Raw genomic sequence first — 22,334 nt, forward strand, 5'->3', positions numbered from 1 at the left:
TCGTTGACGTGCAGAAGAGGGCGGGGGGAGCCGGTCGTGCGGCAGGATCTGGTGGTGAACCTGGCGGCCTCGCTGCTGGCCTTCGGCGTCGGCTGGCTCGGCCGTGCCCTTGTCCACTACTACCGGACGAGGATGCCGGCGGCGCGGGTGTGGCGGCTCGATCGCGACAGACGTGTGGTGATGGTCGTAGGGGAGTCGGGTGGACCGACCTCCGCGTACCCGAAGATCCCGGAGACCGACGCCCTCGCGGCCATGAATCTGCGGCAGTTCCTCTCCCAGGACCTGGGGCTCCACGAGGCGGCGACCGTCAGGGCCAGGGCGTTCGCCATGGCGTCGGACGCCGAGGAGAACCTGGTCGTCATCGGCGGGCCGGTACACAACGGCATCTGGACACTGCTGACCGACCGGCTCGAACCGCCGTACGTGTTCCGGCAGTTCCCGGAGGAGTACCGGATCGTCGCCGTGGACAGCGGCGAGGAGTACGGAGAGTCGGACGTGGACACCGCGACCCTCGTGGACCACGCCGTCGTCGTGCTGGCGCACAACCCCTTCGCTGCCGGGAGCCGTCTGATCATGATCGCGGGCTGCGCCCTGCTGGCCACCTCGGGAGCGACCCAGCTCTTCGCCCGCGGTGAGATCCGCGCCCTGGCCAAGGCGTACGACACGACGTCGCCGCTTGCGCTCGTGGTGCGCGTGGAGAGTGTCGGTGGATACGTACGCCGGCCCGAGGTCGTGGCGGCCGCCAACTTCACCCAGGCCCCGGCCACCCGCACCAGTCCGGCCCCGCGGCCTGTCTGACCTCCTCGGCCCGGCCGACGGTCCTGCCCTTACGGGTGTCACGTGGTCGCCGGGCGCGAGGGTCCGGCAACCACGACCGTGGCCCTCGTCACCGAGGCGTGGTTCAGGACACCACGGGAGCGACGTCCGTGACCTCGCTCAGCCGGACGGTGCACAGCCCGCGGGACTCGCTCTTCACCTCCGTCACCCTGAGCTGGGTACCCGGCGTGAGGATGTATTCCTCCTCGCCGGTGAAGGCGGAGAAGCGCTTGATCCCGACCGCCCGGGCCGGCGTCACCTCGAAGAGGGTTCGCTTGCCGCGACTGCCCAGGAACGCCCTGGCCACCGTCAGCTCGGAGGTGCACGAGGAGACGCCCCACCAGGTCACTGTCCGGCCCACCGGGTACTGCGCCCGAAGGTCCAGTGACACTCCGCGCCACAGCGGCTGTGTGTAGGCCGGCAGCTTCGAGACCGCCGAGAACAGCAGCCGCAGGTACGGCAGGTAGGGCATGACCCTGGTGCGGTCGGGGGAGCGCAGGACGCTGTTGATCTCGCGGTAGAACGCCGACTCACAGGTGTAGAGGTGGAGCGCGGCGATCGCGTCGGCGGACGGGCCGACGTCGGCCACCTGGTCCGCCCGCCGCTTGCCGAAGTCACGGGAGCGCCGGATGTGCCCGGCGAGCCCGGACAGTGCCGCGGAGACCGGGGCGACGGCGTCCTGGAAGTCCATCAGCGGGGTGTCGAAGACACCGGTGATCGCGGGCAGGACCAGGCCCTCGTCCTTGACGCTGGTGAGGCGATCCAGATAGAGCTGGTGCAGGCTCATGGTCGACTCGATGAAAGCGCCCATGCGTGCGGCGACACCCCCGTCCGCATCGCCCGCGCCGACCGCCGTCCCGTTCCACCCCTTGCTCGGCAGCCAGTCGATGGCGTCGGCGCCCAACGAGGCCAGAGCGTCGTTGACCTGGGTGAAATGGTCGCCCTCGCAGAAGATGTCGCCCTGTGCCGCCGGGTTGGCGTGGTCCAGGTGCCGCACCTCGACGTCCGGGTACTTCTGCTGGAGCCGCAGGACGACCCGCTTCAGGCTGCGGGCGTGCGCCCCCCACCACGCGAACACGACCCCGCGGTCCTCCTCGGCCGCGTTCTGCTTGGCCTTGAGGATCTCCTCGACGATCCGCTCGGCGACCGGCCGCCAGAACGCCGTGTGCTGGTCGGCCCCCATCGCCCCGTCACCGCTCGCGGTCAGCGACGCGTTCAGCAGGAGCACGCCCTGTGTCAGCATCGCCTGGAACCACTCCGGCGGCTGGACCGTGTCCCGCTCCTTCAGCAGCGTCCGCACGTCGGCGATCGGGGTCTTCTTGGCGATGCCGTACTTCCACATCGCCGCCGCCTTGATGAGGCACCGGATGCTGACGACCCGGCCGAACTGACTGTCCTTCCAGTCGCTGAAGGTGTTGTCGAACATGGCTATGCCGGTGGCGCTCTCCGGCCGCGGATACGGATTCTGGCCGAAGACCACGACCTTCCACTTGTGCGGCGGGTTCGGCTTGAGCGCCTGGAACGTCAGCTCGCGGACCGGGACCACCTCAGGGCCGCGGCCCTTCCCGATGAACCGCGCGGCGTCCGGCTGCGCCTCGATGACCGGCTTCAGCAACGGAAGCCAGGACTCCCCGCCGCCGTCGAAGAGCTCGGTCAGGGCGAGGGGGTCGTTCGCAGCGGACTGGGGCTGCGGCGTCTGACCCGGCGCGGGGGCTCCGGTCGTCGATCCGGTCATGGAGGAGGTGCTTTCACTCGTCGTGGCAGAAGGAGCGGAGGGACCGGGAGTTCCCGGCGCCGGCACGGCGGACGCCGGTGGCACGATGCGCACCCGCTGGTCGACGGGCGCGTTCTCGATTCCGTGCGCCTGGGAGATGATCGTGGAGCGCAGCTCGTCGTCGTCCTCGAACCAGTGGTCGTGGAACAGCGTGTAGCCCGTCCACATCAGATTGGCGCACACCCGCGCCGGCACCTGGCCGGTCTGCGCACCCAACCCGACCAGCGCCACGGACCGGATGCTGCCCGGCTGCTTCCGGTTCTGCCGGTGGACGGCCTGAAAGGCGGCCGCGCACGCCAGCGCCACGTTCAGCGTGGCACTCACATTCTGCGAGGACCCCACCATCGTCGGCGTCGATATCAGGTAGCGGGGAACGGTCGCGCCGGACGGGACGCACACCGCGCTGCCCACCGGCATGGGTCCGGCGAACCGGTCACGGATCGCCCGCTGGACGCGCACCTGGATGCCGGTCCCCAGATACCGCTTGATGACGGCGTCCACCCCGCCGTCCATGCGGCCCCGGGAGTTGGTGGGGGTGACCCAGGCGTCGACGTCCTCATCGAGGATCGAGCCCCTGCGGATCTCGATGCCGGGGGTGTCGGCGAACGCGGCGCGCCACGCCTCCACCACACGCTCGTTGACGTCCGTCAGCACCACCCTGAGCGCGGGCAGCACAGTGCTCTCGGTCATCGTCCACTCCTGTCGTGCACCAGCGGTTCCAAGACACCGAACGTATCGCCCACCACTGACAACGCAGCCCGGACAAGGGGTCCATGACCTGCCGTCAAGCGACGGCTCGCGGTACGCGCCGAGACACCCGCACCATCAGAGCGGCCACCGTCTCGTCCACCACCGTGACCACCCGAGTGACGACGTAGGGATTGGACCCGTGTGGGTCAGGCAGCGCGGCAGGCGCAGCGCGAAGGGGCGGGCGAGCGCCGTGACTTCCGGCTGCTCGCCCGCCCCGGTCCCCCGGAGGGGTACGGTCGGCCGCTCCTACGGCGCGATCTCGAACCGCGGGGGCTGAAGACCCGCCAGACAGGAAGTGTCCGCCGACAGCGGCCTGTCGAAGAACGACTGCGTGATCGTCTGCGCGCAGGGTGATTCGGCGAAGGCCACATGGGCGACGTACGGGATGGTCACGGTGGTGGCGCGCGGCAGAGTGCGTGCCACGTACGGGCCGTTGCTCGGTGCCGTCTGTGCGTCGAACCCGGCCGACATGACCAGGGTGGGGATGTCACTGCGCACCACGCTGCGGACGGCACGCGGTTGCGCGGGAACGTTCCAGGCGCGGCAGTCGTCGCGGAGGAACGGGAGCTGCGGCGCGCTGGCGAGGACGGAGCGGGGGAACGTGGGGAACAGGCGCCGTCCTGCCCGGAGCACCTCGGCCTCGGTCTCGTACGGAGTCCACTCGCCGCAGAAGACGCCGTAGGCGAGCCCGTGCGCGACCCGGCCGACGGCCTGCGGGCTGAGCTTGCCCCCGGCCCACTGCTCGGCGATGCGCTGCGGGTTGCCGTGCGCCAACTCGTCGATGGAACGCGGTACTCCGGACGCCACGTGGGTGGCGGAGGTCAGCCAGGTCACCAGGGTTCCGCCGTCGATGACGACCTTCACCGGTCCGGGCTGTCCGGGGAGGGTGACGTGGGTGGTGACCGGATGGGCTTCGAGCTTGCTCACCAGGCCCTGGAAGGTCCTCGACAGATGGGGATAGCGCCGGTTGCACGCGGGCTGCTGCGCGCAGGCCGCGAACAGGCCGTCGAAGCCCTCGCGCGCGGCCTTCCAGGTGACGGCGCCCCCGGCCAGAGACGGCGGCAGCACACCGTCGATGCCGACCGATCGCACGCCCTGCGGGTGCGTGCGCATGTAGGTCAGGGCCAGGTCCGTGCCGTACGAGATGCCGAACACGTTCCAGAGTCTGATGCCCAGGGCGATGCGCAGGTCGGCGTAGTCGGCGGCGCTCTCGGTGGTGTTGTAGGCGCCGAGGTCCTTGGTGCGCCGCACGAGTTGGTCGCGGCAGGCGCGCGTCGCCCGGACGTGCAGACGTCCGGTGGAGGGGGCGTCGTAGACCAGGCCGACGACGCGGGCGTTGAACTCGTCGATGTTCGGGCAGGTGAGCACCGGATCGGCGGAGTAAGTCCCGCGCTGGGACATGAAGATGACGTCCCGGTCGCGGTTCAGGCCGCCGTCGACCGCCAGTTGGGCCTCGGAGACGGCGTCGTCGCCGGGCCCGCCGGCGAACCACACGATCGGGTCGGACGCGTGTCCGCGGGTGGCGGCCGGCACGATGGCGACGGAGAGGGTGATCTTCCGCCCCCGGGGGCGGGAGCGGTTCTCGGGCACGGTGAGCGTGCCGCAGTGCGCCCCGTCCAAGGCCGGGACGGGGTCCGCGGTCCGTGGACAGGGGCCCGGTACGAAGCGGGAGTGGCCGGCGGTCCGGGCGACCGTGCCCGGAGTCGTCGTGGCGCCGGGGTCTGCCTCGGCGGGGGAGGCGGCGAGACCGGCGACCAGAAGGCCGGCCGTGGCCCCCGCCAGCGCGGCGGGAAGCCGTCGCGCGGTGCCGCGGTGGCGCGGCGGACGGATGGACGTCATGACTTCTCCAGGGCGGGGACGATGGTGAACGGCTTCGGCGTCAGGCCCGCGACACAGCGGGTGTCGGGCGCGGTGGGACGCGTGAGGAACGAGGTCAGGACGCTCGCCGCGCACGGTGACTGGGGGACCACCCAGTGGCCGATTCCGGGAATCAGCACCGTCGTCGAGCGGAACAGCGTGCGGGCCGCGTACGCGCCCCAGCGGGCTCCGGTCTTGGCGTCGAAGGTTCCCGAGAGCACGAGCGACGGCACGTTGCTCACGGTCGTCACCCGCTGGACCGCGGTGCGGTCCGGGACGTTCCAGACGCGGCAGGCCTCGTGCTGGAAGGGGAGCTGGGGTGCCTGGGCGAGCACCGAGTCGGGCCATCCGGGGAAGGCCCGGCGGCCGGCCGCCAGGAGGTCGGCCTGCGAATAGCCCGGCACCCACTCGCTGCAGGCCACGGACTGGGTGAGACCGTACGCGAACTCGCCGATGACGGGTGTGGCGCCGGCGGCGCGGGCCCGTGCGAAGCGCTCCGGATTGCCGTGGGCGAGTTCGTCGAGCGCCGCGGGCACGTCGATGGCCGGGACCGCGTTGCCGACGAGCAGATTGACGAGCGCGCCCCCGTCGAGGACGACCTTGACCGGCGCGCCTCCCGCGGGAGGCTGTGCCGTCACCGTCAGGGGGTGTGCCTCCAGCCGCCGGACCTGCTGGGTCAGCGTGCGCGAGAGGTTCGGGTAGCGCGTCCTGCACGCCGGCTGGGCCGCGCAGGCGGCGAAGATGGTGTCGATCCCTTCCTGGGCGCTGTCCCAGGTCCACGGCAGACTGACGATCTGGGGAGGTACGACCGAGTCGATCGCCAGCGAACGGATCCCCTGGGGGTGGCGGCGGAGGTAGGTGAGACCCAGGTCCGTGCCGTACGAGTACCCGTACACGTTCCACCGGTGGATGCCGAGCGCCTTGCGCAGGTCGGCGAAGTCGGCGGCGTTCTCGGTGGTGTTGTAGGCGCTCAGGTCGATGCCCTCGCCCGCGAGACGGTCCCGGCACTGTTTGGTCGCGCGCACCAGGCGCCGTCCGGTCGACGGTGCGTCGTAGCGCAGTCCGACGGCCTCTGCGTTGAAGCGGTCGAGCTCCGGGCAGGCGAGGTTGGGCTGCGCGTACAGCGTTCCGCGCTGGGTCATGACGATCAGATCGCGGTCCTGGTTCACGCCCGCGCCGATCACGAACGGCATGTCCCCGAACGCGTCGCCCCCGGGACCGCCGGCCATGAAGACGACCGGATCCGCGCCCGGCTTCGCCGAGACGGCCGGGATGATCGCGACGGCCAGCCGGATCGTCCGCCCGCCGGGGCGGGCGCGGTTCTCGGGAACCTCCAGGAACCCGCACCGCCCCGGGACCGGCTCGGGCGTATCCGGGCACGGGCCGGGCACGAACCGTGCGGACGCTCCGGGGCGCGGCCCGCCCGCGGGGGCAGCCGCGGCGTGACCGGGTGTCGGGGCCAGGACACCGACGAAGGCGAGGCCCGCGGCGGCGACGGCCACCCTGGTACGTGTCTGCCGGGAGCGTTGCCGCGCGGAACGGGACGGCGTCCGCTTCGGGGCGGATCCGGAACCGCTGTCGTGTTCTTCGTCCCCGCGCCGGCCACCGCGTTCGCCCTTGAGACCGCCATCGTCGCCGCCCCTTCGCCGGCCATCGCCATCCTTCTTGCGACCGCCACCGTCATCGTCGTGCCCGGTGCCGCCGTTCCGGCTTACGCAGTTCCCGCCGTCGCCGATACCGCCGCTGCCGGTCCTCGCGCTCCTGCCTCGGCCGCTCCCGCGAACGGTCGGCGGACAGCCCGTTCTGATGCGCTGTTCCCTCATGCGATCCCGTTTCTCTGACGTCCCCGGTTACGCCGACGTCGCGACGCAGGGCAGGGCTCCGCCCGCCACCGCCTGCTGCGGGCGGGCACCACGTGGGTCAGCCTGAGCGCGGGGACGGACGTCCACCACTCATGGGCTCCACTCGGAGCAGTCCTTGATCGAGGGGCGCTTTCGCGGGCTCGCGGCCGCGACGGGGCCCCCGTTCGCGGCGGAGGCGCTGGTCGACGGCGTCTTCACCGGGTCCTTCTCGGTGACCACGGCACCGGCGGCGAGGAGCGTCGCGGCGGAGAGGCTGCCCCAGAGGGCGGCGGGTCCGTGGGGAGCGAGCGCGGTGATGACCGCGGGGGAGACGGCGAGGCCGAACCCCGTGGAGAGCTGGAAGCGAGCCAGGGCACGTCCCATGACCCGGTCCGGGGCGAGCGCGGTGACGAGCGCAGTGGAGCTGCCCGCGTAGACGATCTCGCCGACGGTGCAGACCACGGACACCGCCGCGACCGCCGGGGCACCCCGGCCGGGCCCCAGGGAAGCGGCCGCGAGGAAGCCGAGGTACGACACGGTCAGCACCACACCGCCGAGCGCCAGAACCCTCCGCCTGGGAAAACGGGACAGGAACACGGTGACCGGAACCTGCAGAGCGACCACCAGCACCGTGTTGGCCACGAAGACGGCGGCCGACCAGACGGGGGACGCGTGCAACTGTGTCACCAGGATCAGCGGGAGCGCTATTTCGGGGACATTGAGGCAGAAGACGTAGACGACGTTGGCGGCCAGCAGCGCGCCCATCCGGGGTACGGGCTCGCGCCTCCGGTCCTCGACCAGAAGCGTGGCCGGACGCGCGTGAACGTGCACCGACCAGGCCAGCGTCGCCGCGACGAGATAGGCGAGACCGGTGACGAACGCCAGCACCCGCAACGTCTCGATGCCGCCCGCCAGACACGCGGTGGCGACGAGCCCGCCCGCGCCGAGTCCGGCGTTGCGCACAGCCCGGCCCGCGGCGAGCGCGGCGTCACGTTCCCGGCCGTGGGCGACCGTGGCCACGAGAGCGGCGTGCGCGGCCGGCCAGGCCTGGTTGCCGATGCCGAGGAAGAGGGCCGCTGTCGCGAACAGCCAGGCGTACCCGGCCGAGTCGGCCAGGAGCAGTACGACGCCGAGCACCCGCACGAGCATCGACGCCGCGACGACCGTGCTGCGTGCTCCGCGGTCCAGCCACCGGCCCACCACGGGCATGCACAGCAGACCCACGACGACACCGACCGTCATGGCGGTGCCCGTCACCGGTGCCGACAACTTCGACACCTTCACCCCGTACAGGAGCAGAAAGGGGCGCAACAGGCCGGTGCCCAGAGCGTCCACGGCCAGCGCGAAGGCATAGCGGGGGCCTCCGGAGGCGCGGACGAGCGCGCGGGACCGGGCCTTGCCGTTGATTTCCATGACGCCAAGGGAGGACCGGACCAGGGGTGTTGGGCACGCGAGTTGACGGAGGTCATCAACCGGCGACGCCGTCGGCCGTCTCGTCGGGGATCCTGGGGCGGTGACATTGAGGATCGACATCGGCGGACTGCCGTACGAGCGCCTGCGGTTCGCCGCCTCCCCGCTGGCCGAGCTGACCGCGATGCTGCATGTGCTGGCCGAGCCCGGACATCATCCCCATCTGGCCGACTGGGCCGGCCAGGTATGGGCCGCGATGCGGCCGGAGCCGGCCGAGCGGCTGCGGGAGGCCGACTTCCTGTGGCGCTCCTCGCAGGCCGACTTCCTGCTTCCCGCCCGGCCTCGGCCGACCCTCGCCGAGGAACTGGACGACGTGGACCGGATCGACGACGAGACGTATGTGACCGCCGCGCTCGTCACCACCTGTGGCAGCAACCGGCTCCACTTCGGCGCGCCTTCACCGCTGACCGACGAGAGCGCGCGGGAGCGGGCGTTGGACGTGGCCCAGGCGCGTGGGGTCCGGCAGGAGGCTTTCGCGGAACGGCTGCTCGCCGATCCCGCCGCGGTACGGGCACGGGTGCGTGACACGCTCGAACAGTGTGCCGGGGCGTTCTTCGACGCGGCCTGGACGGATGTCGCCGTGCGGCTCGCCTCCGATCTGCGCCTGAAACACGACCTGTTGAGGCGCCAGGGCGTCGAGGCGACTCTCGCGTCGGTCTCCAGCGCGATCACCCTGGCACCGGACGGCCGGTGCATCGTGGTGGACAAGGTCCAGGACAAGGCGACCACCGCCCAGGACACCGGAGTCACCTTCATTCCCAGCGTGTTCGGCAGCCCGCATCTGGCGGTGGTGCACGCACCCGGCTGGCAGCCCGTGGTGCAGTACCCGGTCGCCGAACCGCGTCCGTCGGAGCCGGTGTCATTGGAGACGGTCACCCTACGGTTGGAGGCGCTCGGCCATCCGGTGCGGCTCCGGCTGCTGCGCACCCTGGCCCGTGGCCCGCACACCACCCGCGAACTGGCCCACGCCTGGGAACTCACACCTCCCGAGGTCTCCCGGCACCTGGCCGTCCTCCGGCGGGCCGGCCTGCTGACCTCCCGGCGCCAGGGGCGCTACGTCCGCTACACCCTCAACCTGCCCGATCTGACGGCACTGGGAGCCGACTTGCTGGCGGCCGTACTGCGCTGAGCGGCTTCGGTGCCCGCGAGCGGGTGTGAAGTCGCCGCCCCCGGTTGCACGGGCCCGTGGTCGGCACACCTACGATGCCTTCGCTCCTGCGCAACCGACATGGAGGGGGAGTCTCGTGGCCGACCTGGCAGCGATGGCTCCGGCCGAACCGTGGAAGCTCGGCGGTGGCTTCCGGATCGCCGCTGTCAGCGAAGCCGTGAACGTCATGTCGAGCTCGCTGCGGCGAGGTGCGGGTGACCACTCCACCGCCGCGACGTCCGTGGCCAACCTCATCGACAACAGGTTCAACGCGGCTGACGTGGCCGGGACGCAAGCGGCCGAGCTGCTGATGCGCGCGGGCCAGGACCCGGACAGGATCACATGGTGGACGCGGGACCATTGAGCTGCCGCGGTGGGTCCGCGCGCCGCGCGTGGACCCACCGCCCTCCGGGCCGGGCGTCCGTCAAAGCGACGGCGCGGCTCCGCCCGGACCGACGGCGCGACCGTCGAACCAGGCCTGGGCCGCCGCGCGTTCGGCCCGGGTCGGCTTCGGGTTCAGCTGGTCCGGGTTGCGTATCAGGAGGTGATCGCGGGCGGCTTGCAGTCCGATGGCGCGGGCCTCCGGCGACAGGCCGGGGTGGTCGGCGACCTCCACGGCTCGCTGCCACCAGCTCCGGTTGTGGGGGCTGATGGAGTAGTGCCACAGCGGCTGTTCGGGGTCGGCCACACCGATCAGCACCCGGCGCAGGACGTGACCGTTGATGCCCGGGCTGCCGAGCAGCCTGTCGGCCACGAGCAGCGGGTGCTCCCCGTCGAGGCGGGCCCGGACCAGGACCCAGGTCATCAACTGGCCCACGTCGTGCGAGGGTGAGGTGACGAAATCCCACAGCTCGGCGGCCTTGGCCTCGTCGGGGGCGCCGAGGTGCGTGAGGAGCCGCACCTTGTCCTTCCACACCGGCCGGGCTCCGTTCCACCAGGAGACCAGTTTTCCCGCGGCCGGATGGTTCAGATCCAGGGCGAGGCAGGTCAACGTGACGAGCGGGTGGCGCCACTCGGTGTACGTGGTCCGGTACGTCTTGGTGAGGTCCTTGAGACGACGCGGCAGCAGCGCCTCGACATCGGCCTCCGTGGCTCTGCCGTGGGCGAGGAGGAGTTCGAGGCAGAAGCCGAGGCCCTGCAGACCGGTGGCCGGGTCGGCCACCCGCTCCCGCAACCAGCGCACATCGGTGTCGGTGAGCGTCCGGTACCGGTGCCACGCGCGGCTCAGCACCCCCTCGGAGGCGGTGAGATCGGTGCCGGTGCCGGACAAGAGCCCGTCACGGACGGCCTCGTAGCGCTCCACGGCGGCCAGTACCTCGGCGGTGTCGGTGCCGACGAGCACGGAACCGCCGGGCCGGAGCGCCTCCTCCCGTACGAGATCAACCTGGTCACGGGCGGCGCCCGCCGCGAGGACGCGCAGGGCACGGGGCAGCCGTTCGTCGGCGCCGAAACGGACCGCCGTGAGCGCCGCGTAGGACAGGCCGGTGTGATGGTCCGCCCCCGTCTCCCGGCGCCAGTCGGCCGTGACGGCCCCGATCAGCGCGTCGTACAACCCGCGTAGGGAGGTCTCCGGGGTGCCGGACGTGGTGAGTTCCGCCGCGAGGTCGGCCGCGGCCCGTACCGCGTCGGGCTCGCGGAGCGAGCGATGCAGCGAGAGCCAGGCGTAGACCGAAGAGCGGTCGCCCGCGAGCGCGAACTCCCGCACCGCGGCCAAGCCCCGCTCGGACGGCACCTGCCGCAGGACACCGGACGCCCCGGCGCCGAGTTCGGAGACCAGCTCCCACGCCTCCTCACGGCCGTGGCGCAGCAGAGCGTGGAGCAGTTCCCGCCAGGCCCGCCACGCCGTCAGCGGCCCTTCAGGCTCCAGCCGCCAGGCGGTCAGCAGCCGGTCCATCGCGTCGGCCGTGAGTTCGTCCCGCCGCTCCAGCGCGACCACGAACCGCGTCGCGGCGGCGAGGTCCAGGGGATCGCGCAGCCGGTCGTGGAGCCACGCGGCCTCGGCCGGTGACAGCGGTCGGTACCGGAGAGAGGGAGCGCCGCGGTCCACCGGTTCGTCCAGCGTCGCGAGGAACTGGCGCACGCCGTCGAGGTCTCCGGGGTCGGGCAGGCCGGCCTCGTCCCGGGGGGTGATCCGGTCCAGCCGGAAGGCGCTCTTCGGCCCGCCGTCGACGACCCGGAAACCGGTCGGTCCCTCGCCCAGTCCGGCGGCGACGGTGGCGTGATCCCCGCCCCAGTGCAGCAGCAGCTCGCCTGTCAGGGAGCCGGAGCGGTCGAAGGCACGCCGGTGGGACTGCCAGTGCCAGTACGCGAAGGAGGCGGGGCCGCTGTGTCCCCTCGCCGCGAGCAGTTCCGCCGCGTCACCGTGGCCCTCGGACTGCGTGTAGCGGGCCCGGCTCGGCGGCGGCAGCACGAAGAACCCGTCCCCTTCGAGCTCCTGCCACCAGGCCTTGATCACGCCGAGATCCGAGCGTCGCCGCGTCGTACGCTGCCCGGGCGGGGCGGTGTCGGGGCTGGTCACGTGCTGCTCCCTGGGGTTTCGGGATCCCTCCCGGACGAATGTTCCATCCGGGACTCACCCTGCCACAGGGCTCTGACATCTCCTTCCGCGCCCGGTCCGCCCGGTGCTCAACGGGTGTGCCCGCTCCGGTCGTTCCGCCGGTCCGTGCCTCCGGTCCTCGTCCGCCACGTGGCCGGCCGGCTCAGTACCCGCTGATCCGGGCCACGAAGTATCCGGCCACGATCACCGAGCCCACGACGATGAAACTGAGCCAGACATAGGGGTGTTCCCATATCCCACCGTCGGGCTTCTCCTGGTGTGCTTCGGCGATGGAGCCCTCGACGGGCGGGGTCTCGCCTGGTGGTACGAGTGGATGTGTCATACCTCAACGGTCCGTCCGATGGATGGACACCGCATCTTCGTGGCGGACCCGGGGCGGCCTCTTGCGCAAGTCGTTGACATGACCCTGCCCTGTAGCTAGCTTCACGGACAGTTCTCGTCCGCGCCCCCAGGTGCTCGCGGCCCAGGGGTCCCGTCCGTGCGTACGCATCGCCAGGCGCCCCATCTCGACGATGCGACAACGTTGTCCAACTCGATGGCCGCTCAAGCAGGGCAAGGTCGCACCTCACAGGAAGACAACGTTGTCAGTCTTCAGCTCCCGCTCCCGAGTAGAGGAGAAACCCCCGTGACACGACTGTCGAGACCCCCCGGAACGGCAGCGATCGGCTTATTCGCGGCAGCGGCGCTGGCCATGGCCGGGCTGTGCGCACCCGCGTGGGCGGCCGGAAAGGCGGCGCTCGTCGCATCCCCGGCCACCGTGGTCAATCCGTTCATCGGCACGTCGAACGAGGCCAACGACTTCCCCGGGGCCGATGTGCCGTTCGGCATGGTGCAGTGGAGCCCCGACACGACGTCGCGACCCCCCGGTGGCGGCTACGAGTACAACGACTCCTCCATCACCGGCTTCAGCCTCACCCACATCGCCGGTCCCGGCTGCGGCGCGGCCGGCGACGTACCGGTGCTGCCCACGGTCGGCACGGTCAACACCGGTGCCACGGACGCGTTCTCGCACGCCAACGAGTCGGCGTCCGCGGGTTCGTACAAGGTCGCGCTCAACAACCAGGTGACCACCGAACTGACCACCACGACACGCAGCGGGATGGCGCGCTTCACCTTCCCCTCGACCAGCCAGGCCAACCTCATCTTCAAACTCACGGGCAGTCAGAACGGCGCCTCGTCGACGCAGTTCACCAAGGTCTCGAACACCGAGGTGAGCGGACAGGTCACCAGCGGGCGCTTCTGCGGTGCGGGCAACATGTACACCGTGTACTTCGACATGGTCTTCGACCAGCCGTTCGCCTCCCAGGGAAGCTCGGTCGCCAAGACGTCGGCCGCCACCCCCGCGAAGCCCCGCACGGCGTCCAAGAACGCGGCCGAGAAGCCCAACAAGCCCGTGCTCCACGGCAAGATGCCCACCGCCGCGGCCCCGAAGACCGGCAAGGACAGCGCCTCACCGGAAGCCGCCGCCTCGAACGGCTACGTCACCTTCAACACGACGAGTAACCCGGTGGTGCAGGCCAAGGTCGGCGTCTCCTACGTCTCGGTGGCCAACGCGGCGGCCAACCGGGCCGCGGAGAACACGGGGTGGGACTTCAACGCGACCCGCACGTCCGCCCAGGACGCCTGGAACAGCGCACTGGGCAAGATTCAGATCGCCGGCGGAACAGCCGCACAGCAACAGACCTTCTACACCGCGCTCTACCATTCGCTGTTGCACCCGAACGTCATCAGCGACACCAACGGCCAGTACTACGGCTTCGACGGCAGGACCCACACCGTGGACGCCGGCCACAAGGCGGCCTACGCCAACTACTCCGGCTGGGACATCTATCGTTCGCAGGCCCAGCTCGAAGCCCTGGTGGCACCCCAAGTCGCCTCGGACACGGCACAGTCGATGGTCGACGACTACGCCCAGACCGGGATCTTCCCCAAGTGGTCCGAGAACAACGGCGAGTCCTACGTGATGGTCGGCGACCCGGCTGACGCCATCATCGCCGACTACTACGCCTTCGGCGCCCGGGACTTCGACACCACGACCGCCCTCGCCGACATGGTCAAACAGGCGAGTACCACCAACAACGACCGACCGGGCCTCAACTACCTGAACTCACCGGGATACATGCCGCACGACGGCAGCTACGGCTGCTGCAACTTCTACGGCCCCGTGGCCACCACGCTGGAGTACGACACCGCCGACTTCGCGCTCTCCGCGATGGCCGGGGCGCTCGGCGACGCCGGCAACCAGAAGACGTACGCCAATCGCGCCCAGGGCTGGCGCAACGTGCTCAACCCGGCCTCCGGCTTCGTCGAGCCGCGCAACGCGAGCGGTTCCTGGACCGGCGGCTTCGACCCCACCAGCGGCACCGACATGGTCGAGGCCGACTCCTGGATCTACACCGGGATGATCCCCTTCAACATCGCCGGCCTCGCGCGCGCCAAGGGCGGCAACACGGCGATGAGCCACTACCTGGACACCGTGCTGCGCAGCTACACGGGAGACAAGGGCTACGCGTGGGTCGGTAACGAACCCAGCATCGAACTGCCGTGGGAGTACGACTACATCGGGCAGCCGTACAAGACACAGGGCACCGTACGGGCGATCCAGCAGCAGATCTGGGCGAACACCCCCGGCGGGCTGGCCGACGGCAACGACGACCTCGGCGCGATGAGCGCGTGGTACGTGTGGTCCGCGCTCGGTATGTTCCCCGAGACTCCCGGAACCGCCGATCTCGCCCTGGGTTCCCCCTTGTTCACACAGGCCGTGATCACTCTCCCGTCGGGCAAGACGTTGACGATCAACGGCAACGGTGCCGCCGACAACGCCCCCTACGTCCAGTCCGCGACGTGGAACGGGTCCGCCTGGAACAACGCCTACGCCCCGACGTCGGCGATCACCGCCGGCGGTACCCTGACCTACACGCTCGGCACCAGCGCCAACACCTCCTGGGCGACGGCCGCGTCCGCCGCTCCGCCCTCCTATGCCGGTGACACCACCGCCCCGGCCTCACCCCGCATCGGGGCCATCACCTCCGCGGTGGCCTCGAACCTGTGCGTGGACGACGCGAGTTCCTCCACCACCGACGGCAACCACGTCCAGATCTGGACCTGCAACTCCACCTACGCCCAGGACTGGATCGTCGCCGGAGACGGAACGGTCCGGAGTCTCGGCAAATGTCTGGACGTCGACCACAGCGGGACCACCAACGGCACCCTGATCCAGCTCTGGACGTGCAACGGCACCGGCGCCCAGCAATGGACCGCGGGCGCCAACGGCTCCCTGGTCAACCCCCAGTCCAAGCTGTGCCTGGACGACCCCAACGCCACGACGACGACCGGCACCCAACTCCAGCTCTACACCTGCAACGGCTCGGCCGCCCAGAACTGGAAACTGCCGACCTGAGCCACCGGCCCCGATCACCCGGCAGCACCGGGAGACCCGGCGCTTGATGCCCGTATGCCCTGGCGGCTCGGCCGGGGCGTACGGGCGTGCGGGCGCACTCAGGACTCCCGACAAAAAGGGTGGGCTTGACCTGGTCGGGGGTCGATGTCACGCACGAAGCCGCCGAGTAGCGGGGGCGGGGCGCGGTCCGCCGCGTCATCGCACGCGACAAACCCGGCGACGTCGGCGATCGTCCCCGGGATACTGGTCGCCCATGGATGAGGTCGAAGTCGTCGTCGCCCACTCCGAGCGTGCGACCCTGCGCGTCGGCGACGTGTTCCTGAAGGTGGACGCCGATCAGGCGCGCATCGACGTCGAGGTCGAGGCGATGGCCCTCGCGCCGGTCCCGACCCCGCAGGTCCTGTGGCGCAAACCGCCCGTGCTCGCCATCGCGGCACTCCCCGGGACGACGCTCGGGCGCCTCGGCGGGCCGTCGACCGGGTCACCGGCGGCGTGGGCAGCGGTGGGCGCCGCCATCCGGAAGCTGCACGACGCGCCGCTGCCGCCCCTGCCGGGCAGGGCGGGCCGGAGCATCGTCGCGCTGACGGCGGAACTCGACGAGGAGTGCGAGTCGCTCGTGACGAACGGTGTCCTGCCCGCCGACCTGGTCACCCGCAACCGCCAGGTCGCCGAGGCCGCGCTCCGGCCGTGGACCCCGGCGTTCACACACGGCGACCTGCAGATCGCGCATGTCTTCGTCGACGGCGACGAGGTCACCGGCATCATCGACTGGTCGGAGGCGGGCCGCGGTGATGCCTTGTACGACCTCGCCACCTTCACGCTCGGACACGAGGAACACCTCGACGACGTCATCGCCGGCTACGGCACCGACGTCGACCTCGACGTGATCCACGCGTGGTGGTCGTTGCGAAGCCTGCTGGTCGTTCGCTGGCTGACCGAGCACGGCTTCGACCCCTTCGCGCCGGGCTGTGAGGTGGACGTCCTGAGATCCCGGATGTGAGGGCGGGGTCGGCCTGTCAGACCGGCCGACTGAGCCGGCCGTCCACGACGGCCGGGAGCTCCGATCCCATGGCCGAATCCGGGAGGCAGACCCTAGGAGCCGTAAGCCGCCTGTGCCTCCTTTTGCGTGGAGTCGGTGCGCGTCTGCCCAGCATGCTGATGGCGTACTGCCCAGCGAACGGCGGGTGGTGCTGCCAGACCCGTCAGGGCGAACAGGGCTCCTACGACGTACCAGCCGGGGCGGCCCCAGGTGATGCACAGCGAAATGAGCAACGCCGGCCCCAGGCCCTCGGCCAGTCCGGTGCCCAGACCGAACACTCCCAGGTACTGGCCGGTGGCGTGTGGCGGGGCGAGGGCGAAGGACACCTCGAAGGCGGCGGCGGAGTGCCACAGTTCGCCGACGGTGTGGATCACCACCGCGGTGAGGAGCACCGTCGCGGCGGCCCAGCCGGGTATGCCGGCGGACAGGGAGATCAGTGAACAGGAGACGAGAAAGGCAACGCCCGCACGGCGGTAGGCGTGTCCGCCGGCTGTGGGGGAGTCCACGGTGCGGCTGGCCCGCACCTGGAGCACCACGACCATGAGGGTGCCGGTCAGCATGGTGCCCGAGATGAGCCAGTGCGGGGCCGTGGTGGCGCCGACCAGCCAGAGAGGGATGGCCACGGTGAGCACCTTGAACTGGATGGCCATGACCCCGTCGAGTGCGGTGAGCAGCAGGTAAGGGTGGTCTCTGAGGGCGATCCAGCGAGGGCCGCCGGTGCTGGACAGGGGCGTGACCGGCGGCAGCGCGACGAGGAACGCCGCGGAGACCACGAAGGCGATCGCGTTGCCGAAGACCATGAGCTGATAGGCGGTGAGCGTGCCGGCCTGGACGACCAGCCCCGCTCCCACAGCACCGAGGGAGACGCCGACATTGGTCACCGCGCGGAGATAGGCGCGGAACTCCTGCGGTCGCTCGCCTCCGAAGTGCCTGATGAGTGGACTGTGGGCGGCCTTCCCGGCCGCCTTGGCTCCGGCGGCCGTGGTGACCGCGAGAAGGAACGACCAGTAGCCGTCCACCAGCACGAAGCCGGCCGTGGCCAGTGCCTGGACCACCAGGGTGGTGGCGTAGACGCCGCGTGCTCCGTACCGGTCGGCCAGATGACCGACCGTGACACCCAGGGCGAGGGCGACAAGTCCGGCGGTGCCGAGTCCGAGTCCCACTTGACCCGCCGGAAGATGAACGGCCTCCGTGAAGTACAGCACCCCGGCGGTCAGATACAGGCCGCTGCCAACGGTATAGACGAAGTTCGAGACCGCGAGGACGCGCTGCGGTCCGGCGTTGGGGACTAAGCGGGGCATGGCACGGCTCCACGTCACAGACGGCCGGTAAGGACCCCGCAAGCTTGTTGCATATTACTTGCAAGAACAAGAGGTATGCAGAACTGGGCCACTCCGGGGCCGGGGGACGGCGGGTGCGCCGTACCCCGGCCCCAGGGGCCTACCGGCTGTAGGGCCTGCGGTCAGTGGCCGGAGAGTTCCTCGCGGACCTCGCGGGCGGCGGCGACCAGGTTCTCCAGTGAGGCGCGGGTCTCCGGCCAGCCGCGAGTCTTCAGGCCGCAGTCGGGGTTGACCCACAGCCGCTCGGCGGGAATGGCCTTCAGTCCGGTGCGCAGCAGTTCGGCGGCCTCCGCCGTGCTCGGGACCCGCGGGGAGTGGATGTCGTACACCCCGGGCCCGGCCTCGCGCGGGTAACCGTGCGCGGCGAGTTCGCGGGCGACCTGCATGTGCGAGCGGGCGGCCTCGAGGCTGATGACGTCGGCGTCGAGGTCGTCGATGGCCTGGACGATGTCGCCGAACTCGGCGTAGCACATGTGGGTGTGGATCTGCGTCTCGGGCCGCACGCCACCCGTGGTGAGCCGGAAGGCCTCAGTGGCCCAGGCCAGGTACGCCGGGCGGTCGGCGCCTCGCAGCGGCAGGGTCTCGCGGAGGGCCGGCTCGTCGACCTGGATGACCGAAGTCCCGGCCGTCTCGAGGTCGTTGACCTCGTCCCGCAGAGCGAGGGCGACTTGGCGGGCGGTGTCGCCGAGGGGCTGGTCGTCGCGGACGAAGGACCAGGCGAGCATGGTGACCGGGCCGGTGAGCATGCCCTTCACCGGCCGGGAGGTGAGCGACTGGGCGTACGTCGTCCAGCGCACGGTCATCGGTTCGGGCCGGGAGATGTCCCCGGCCAGGATCGGTGGACGGACGTAGCGCGTGCCGTAGGACTGCACCCAACCATGCTGTGTGGCCAGGTATCCCGTCATCTGCTCGGCGAAGTACTGGACCATGTCGTTGCGTTCGGGTTCGCCGTGCACGAGAACGTCCAGGCCGGCCTTCTCCTGGAAGGAGATGACCTCCTGGATCTCCGCCTTGATGCGCTCCTCGTAACCGGCCGCGTCGATACGTCCCTTGCGCAGGTCGGCGCGGGCGGTGCGCAGTTCGCCGGTCTGCGGGAAGGAGCCGATCGTGGTGGTCGGCAGCAGAGGCAGGCCGAGATGGGCGCGTTGGGCCGCCGCGCGCCCGGCGTAGGGCTGGGGGCGGCGGCCGTCGGCGTCCGCGACGGCTGCGGTGCGGGCCCGTACGACGGGGTCGTGCGTGATCGGCGAGTTCACCCGCGAGGCCAAATCAGCTCGGTTCGCGGCGAGTTCACCCGCGATCGCGTCGGTGCCGAGGCCGAGTCCCTTGGCGAGGGCGACGATCTCGACGGTCTTCTGCCGGGCGAAGGCGAGCCAGCGCAGGAGCTGCGGGTCGATGTCCCGTTCGGCGGTCGTGTCGAGCGGGACGTGGAGCAGGGAGCAGGACGCCGACACGTCGACCCGGTCGGCGAGACCCAGCAGGGTGCCGAGGGTGGCGAGGGACTTGGCCAGATCGTTGATCCAGATGTTGCGGCCGTTGACGACGCCGGCGACCAGCCGCTTGCCGGGCAGGCCGCCCGCGGTCGCGAGGGCTTCGAGGTTGGCGGCCCCGGCGTCGGTGAAGTCGAGGGCGAGTCCGTCGACGGGGGCCTTGGCCAGTACCGGCAGGGCGTCGCCGAGCCGGTCGAAGTAGGAGGCGACCAAGAGCTTCGGCCGGTCGGTCAGGGAACCGAGAGCGTGGTAGGCGTGCGCGGCGGCGTCCAGTTCGGCCGAGGTGCGGTCCTGGACGAGGGCGGGCTCGTCGAGCTGAATCCACTCGGCTCCGGCCGCGCGCAGGTCGGCGAGGACCTCGGCGTACACCGGCAGCAACCGGTTCAGCAGGGTGAGCGGCTCGAAGTCGGCGGGCACGCCCGGGGCGGGCTTGGCGAGCAGCAGGTAGGTGACCGGGCCGACCAGTACCGGGCGGGCGCCGAGCCCGAGGGCGAGAGCCTCGTTCAGCTCGGCGACCTGCTTGGTGGAGTCGGCCGTGAAGACGGTGTCCGGCCCCAACTCGGGCACCAGGTAGTGGTAGTTGGTGTCGAACCACTTGGTCATCTCCAGCGGTGCGACATCCTGCGTGCCGCGGGCCATGGCGAAGTAGCCCGCCAGGTCGTCCGCCTCCAGGGCGGCCCGGTGGCGGGCGGGGATCGCGCCGACCATGACGGTGGTGTCCAGGACGTGGTCGTAGTACGAGAAGTCACCGGTCGGGACCTCGTCGATACCCACGTCGGTGAGCCGGCGCCAGTTGGCGGCGCGAAGGTCGGCGGCGGTGCGGTGGAGGGCGTCGCCGGTGACGCGGCCCTTCCAGTAGCCCTCGATCGCCTTCTTCAGTTCCCGGTCAGGTCCCTGGCGGGGGTAGCCGTACACGGTGGCCCGTGCTGCCGCGGTCGCGGACTTCGCTGTCACGGAAATCTCCTTCGCGAGATATCTCCTTGGGATCCCGGCAACGGGACGCGAGCGCGAAGGGGTGACGAACCGGGCGGAACCGATCTCGCGCGGAGCAGCGCGATCTTCCGTCCGACATGTACGCCGACCCGCCCACGAGGTCACCGGGATGTCCGCGCACGATTCCTTTCGCGCGCGGGCAACGGGCAGGTCTTCGGACTCACGGGCACGTCTCCTCGTACACACTTCGTACGAGCGATACGAGACACCTACTGGCCGTCGCTTCCCAGACCCTGTTCGTCGGGTCCAGTGCGTATGACGGCGGTCGTTCCCGCTCACCGCTGCGGGGCAGTCCCGGATTCCCACCGGGTTCCCTCTTACGACGCATCCCGCCTGGCGGACGGGGCGAACCAGCTGCACGGCCCAGCCTAGGGCAATCCACCCGCGCGGCCGATCACATCCGGCATTCGGACGGTGAGGTGGGACACGGGAGCGGCGTCCGTGGGACGCGGCGACGGTGGGAAACGCGTCCCCTTGCCGAAGACTTCCGAGGCTGGGAAGGAGTGCGCACCTGGCACTCCCTGCTACGCCCTGACCCTCTCAGCGGAACACCACCCTGGTGGCCACATCCAACCGACCTGGGGCATCCGTGACCGAGCACCCTCCGAGGAACGGCAGTTCGAGACCAACACGGTGCACGCAGCGGGGGAGGTCATGCGCAACCTCACCGCTGAAATCCGCACGTTCATTGCGGGCGTCGCGGAGTAGCTCGAAACTGTCCCGCAACCCGGGGCTTCTTCCCGGCGCTGGGCCTTAGCCGGTATTCCCGGGCCTGTGACCGTGTGCTGTGGCAGTCTTCCAGCATGCCGGCAGAGCTGAGAGAACACGCAGGTCGTCACTTCGCCATCCAGTTCCACTACGCCTTGCCCGACGACTCCTGGGCTGTGGAGCTGAGCGAGGCCGTGCCTGCGCCGGCCGCGTGGGCTGAGACGACCCATCTGCCTGGGCCACCCTTCCTCGCGGCGCTCGTCCCCGACGAGGACCCTGACCTGGAGCCGACCGTCCGCATCTACAGCCCCGACGGGCACACCATCCCCTACGAGATCATGCAATGGTTCATGGAGGAGGTGGCCGACCAGGTGGAACGCTGCCGCATCGCGTTCGAGCAGGGTGAACCCGAAGCATTGAAATGATCACGCAGCGGCTGGTGTGATCACGGCGTCGGAGCCGTCCTGATCCGGCGGTAGTGACAGCCCTAATCCGGTGGTAGCGACATCCCTGCGAGACGTACGCGCCGGCTGTTCCGGCAGCAGAGGTTGGTCGCGATGACGGTCACGTGGGTGTCGGGCTGACTCCTTGAGTCGTCCGGGGACTTGATCCCTGTATTCAGAGGTGATGCCCGACGCTCTCGCGACCGCCATCATCGTCAACACTGCTCGCTTGATCACTCGTTGGTATCTGTGGTGCGAGCCCGCCGCATGGTGACCCCTCGCGATGCCCGAGCCGCTTCAGCTCCAAACGCAGACCGGGGCCCGTGCGGTGAGCTGGTGCCACGAACAGCTAGAGGTGGCGGACCGACCTCGTGTCGAGTCCTTGTGGATCGCTCGGGCCATCACCCGCCGCCGTGGGGGTGGGGCGAGCCCGGGAGGACCTTCGCCGTCAGGCTCGGCTGCGAGATCCGCCACGCCCATCGGCTCGGCTATTCCGACGGGGTCGACCTCGCCAACGCCTCCGCCGCCACCCCCATCGGCATGGGCTGCCGCGTCTGCGAACGCCTCGACTGTCCCCAGCGCGCGGCACCGCCCTCGGCCGGCCCCTGCGGATCGACCAGAACGCCAGCACGTTCGTTCCGTACCCAGTGACCGATCAATCGAACTGACGGTATGACGGGCTTGATGGCGCCCCGAAGCCGGGCGGGCCATG

The 22,334-nt window shown here is 70.6% G+C and carries 16 protein-coding genes, 1 pseudogene and 1 riboswitch; of the genes and pseudogenes, 9 read left to right on the forward strand and 8 right to left on the reverse strand.

Annotation, left to right across the window (positions count from 1 at the left end; genetic code table 11):
• The first annotated feature begins 36 nt into the window (after positions 1–36).
• Positions 37–798, forward strand: coding sequence for a hypothetical protein (locus ACIQ7M_RS18770; RefSeq protein WP_403645362.1), 762 nt, complete (start codon positions 37–39; stop codon positions 796–798).
• A gap of 103 nt (positions 799–901) precedes the next feature.
• On the opposite strand, the gene ACIQ7M_RS18775 is transcribed toward ACIQ7M_RS18770, so the two are convergent.
• The 3 genes from ACIQ7M_RS18775 to ACIQ7M_RS18785 all read right to left on the reverse strand — a co-directional run bounded on the left by ACIQ7M_RS18775 (position 902) and on the right by ACIQ7M_RS18785 (position 6,426).
• Entirely contained in the window at positions 902–3,280 is a 2,379-nt protein-coding gene (locus ACIQ7M_RS18775; RefSeq protein WP_403645365.1) for an ADP-ribosyltransferase domain-containing protein, read from the reverse strand.
• A gap of 306 nt (positions 3,281–3,586) precedes the next feature.
• Positions 3,587–5,179, reverse strand: coding sequence for an alpha/beta hydrolase (locus ACIQ7M_RS18780; RefSeq protein ID WP_403645368.1), 1,593 nt, complete (start codon positions 5,177–5,179; stop codon positions 3,587–3,589).
• Positions 5,176–6,426 (reverse strand): alpha/beta fold hydrolase, encoded by a 1,251-nt coding sequence (locus tag ACIQ7M_RS18785; protein WP_403645918.1) that lies wholly within the window; start codon positions 6,424–6,426, stop codon positions 5,176–5,178. The genes ACIQ7M_RS18780 and ACIQ7M_RS18785 overlap by 4 nt, the downstream gene beginning before the upstream one ends.
• 351 nt (positions 6,427–6,777) lie before the next feature.
• On the opposite strand from ACIQ7M_RS18785, the gene ACIQ7M_RS18790 reads away from it, so the two are divergent.
• Positions 6,778–7,038, forward strand: coding sequence for a hypothetical protein (locus ACIQ7M_RS18790; RefSeq protein ID WP_403645372.1), 261 nt, complete (start codon positions 6,778–6,780; stop codon positions 7,036–7,038).
• A 111-nt stretch (positions 7,039–7,149) separates the two neighbouring features.
• Here the strand turns inward: ACIQ7M_RS18790 and ACIQ7M_RS18795 are convergent, their stop codons facing one another.
• A complete protein-coding gene (locus ACIQ7M_RS18795) occupies positions 7,150–8,451 on the reverse strand; it encodes an MFS transporter (RefSeq protein WP_403645375.1) in 1,302 nt (433 codons plus the stop codon).
• Between the two features lie 100 nt (positions 8,452–8,551).
• Here ACIQ7M_RS18795 and ACIQ7M_RS18800 point away from each other — a divergent pair, with 100 nt between their 5' ends.
• Both ACIQ7M_RS18800 and ACIQ7M_RS18805 read left to right on the forward strand, forming a co-directional pair.
• The gene (locus ACIQ7M_RS18800) at positions 8,552–9,637 is read left to right on the forward strand and encodes a DUF5937 family protein (RefSeq protein WP_403645378.1); all 1,086 of its coding nucleotides are present in this window, start codon (positions 8,552–8,554) and stop codon (positions 9,635–9,637) included.
• Positions 9,638–9,752: 115 nt separating this feature from the next.
• Complete coding sequence (locus ACIQ7M_RS18805) at positions 9,753–10,019, forward strand: hypothetical protein (RefSeq protein ID WP_403645382.1); 267 nt, start codon at positions 9,753–9,755, stop codon at positions 10,017–10,019.
• A 60-nt stretch (positions 10,020–10,079) separates the two neighbouring features.
• Here the strand turns inward: ACIQ7M_RS18805 and ACIQ7M_RS18810 are convergent, their stop codons facing one another.
• A complete protein-coding gene (locus ACIQ7M_RS18810) occupies positions 10,080–12,173 on the reverse strand; it encodes a hypothetical protein (RefSeq protein WP_403645385.1) in 2,094 nt (697 codons plus the stop codon).
• Between the two features lie 181 nt (positions 12,174–12,354).
• Positions 12,355–12,534, reverse strand: a complete 180-nt coding sequence (locus ACIQ7M_RS18815) for a DUF6480 family protein (RefSeq protein WP_355774356.1) — start codon at positions 12,532–12,534, stop codon at positions 12,355–12,357.
• A 303-nt stretch (positions 12,535–12,837) separates the two neighbouring features.
• Between ACIQ7M_RS18815 and ACIQ7M_RS18820 the strand changes: the two genes are divergently transcribed.
• Both ACIQ7M_RS18820 and ACIQ7M_RS18825 read left to right on the forward strand, forming a co-directional pair.
• On the forward strand, positions 12,838–15,612 hold the full coding sequence (locus tag ACIQ7M_RS18820; RefSeq protein WP_403645388.1) for a lectin: 2,775 nt from the start codon (positions 12,838–12,840) through the stop codon (positions 15,610–15,612).
• 253 nt (positions 15,613–15,865) lie between these two features.
• Positions 15,866–16,612, forward strand: coding sequence for a phosphotransferase family protein (locus ACIQ7M_RS18825; RefSeq protein WP_403645390.1), 747 nt, complete (start codon positions 15,866–15,868; stop codon positions 16,610–16,612).
• A 92-nt stretch (positions 16,613–16,704) separates the two neighbouring features.
• Here ACIQ7M_RS18825 and ACIQ7M_RS18830 read toward each other — a convergent pair whose 3' ends face one another.
• Together ACIQ7M_RS18830 and metE are read right to left on the reverse strand one after the other, a co-directional pair.
• Positions 16,705–17,952 (reverse strand): MFS transporter, encoded by a 1,248-nt coding sequence (locus ACIQ7M_RS18830; RefSeq protein WP_403645393.1) that lies wholly within the window; start codon positions 17,950–17,952, stop codon positions 16,705–16,707.
• 161 nt (positions 17,953–18,113) lie between these two features.
• Complete coding sequence (metE, locus tag ACIQ7M_RS18835) at positions 18,114–20,432, reverse strand: 5-methyltetrahydropteroyltriglutamate--homocysteine S-methyltransferase (protein WP_403645396.1); 2,319 nt, start codon at positions 20,430–20,432, stop codon at positions 18,114–18,116.
• A gap of 166 nt (positions 20,433–20,598) precedes the next feature.
• A riboswitch (cobalamin riboswitch) is annotated at positions 20,599–20,841 on the reverse strand.
• A gap of 71 nt (positions 20,842–20,912) precedes the next feature.
• Between metE and ACIQ7M_RS18840 the strand changes: the two genes are divergently transcribed.
• The 3 genes and pseudogenes from ACIQ7M_RS18840 to ACIQ7M_RS18850 all read left to right on the forward strand — a co-directional run.
• Complete coding sequence (locus ACIQ7M_RS18840) at positions 20,913–21,179, forward strand: DUF6228 family protein (RefSeq protein ID WP_403645399.1); 267 nt, start codon at positions 20,913–20,915, stop codon at positions 21,177–21,179.
• Between the two features lie 95 nt (positions 21,180–21,274).
• Positions 21,275–21,604: a hypothetical protein gene (locus ACIQ7M_RS18845; RefSeq protein WP_403645402.1), complete on the forward strand. Its 330-nt coding sequence runs from the start codon at positions 21,275–21,277 to the stop codon at positions 21,602–21,604.
• A 400-nt stretch (positions 21,605–22,004) separates the two neighbouring features.
• Positions 22,005–22,290: pseudogene (locus ACIQ7M_RS18850) on the forward strand (short-chain fatty acyl-CoA regulator family protein); the annotation flags it as partial.
• Positions 22,291–22,334: the final 44 nt, after the last annotated feature.

This window comes from Streptomyces sp. NPDC096324 (assembly GCF_044763015.1).
Taxonomy (GTDB): domain Bacteria; phylum Actinomycetota; class Actinomycetes; order Streptomycetales; family Streptomycetaceae; genus Streptomyces.

What these genes read in the sequence shown, in the direction of transcription:
- ACIQ7M_RS18830 (WP_403645393.1), bottom strand. Translation starts at nt 17,952, where the DNA reads ATGCCCCGCTTAGTCCCCAACGCCGGACCGCAGCGCGTCCTCGCGGTC.
- ACIQ7M_RS18785 (WP_403645918.1), bottom strand. Translation starts at nt 6,426, where the DNA reads ATGGCCGGCGGTCCCGGGGGCGACGCGTTCGGGGACATGCCGTTCGTG.
- ACIQ7M_RS18780 (WP_403645368.1), bottom strand. Translation starts at nt 5,179, where the DNA reads ATGACGTCCATCCGTCCGCCGCGCCACCGCGGCACCGCGCGACGGCTT.
- ACIQ7M_RS18845 (WP_403645402.1), top strand. Translation starts at nt 21,275, where the DNA reads ATGCCGGCAGAGCTGAGAGAACACGCAGGTCGTCACTTCGCCATCCAG.
- ACIQ7M_RS18815 (WP_355774356.1), bottom strand. Translation starts at nt 12,534, where the DNA reads ATGACACATCCACTCGTACCACCAGGCGAGACCCCGCCCGTCGAGGGC.
- ACIQ7M_RS18825 (WP_403645390.1), top strand. Translation starts at nt 15,866, where the DNA reads ATGGATGAGGTCGAAGTCGTCGTCGCCCACTCCGAGCGTGCGACCCTG.
- ACIQ7M_RS18775 (WP_403645365.1), bottom strand. Translation starts at nt 3,280, where the DNA reads ATGACCGAGAGCACTGTGCTGCCCGCGCTCAGGGTGGTGCTGACGGAC.
- ACIQ7M_RS18795 (WP_403645375.1), bottom strand. Translation starts at nt 8,451, where the DNA reads ATGGAAATCAACGGCAAGGCCCGGTCCCGCGCGCTCGTCCGCGCCTCC.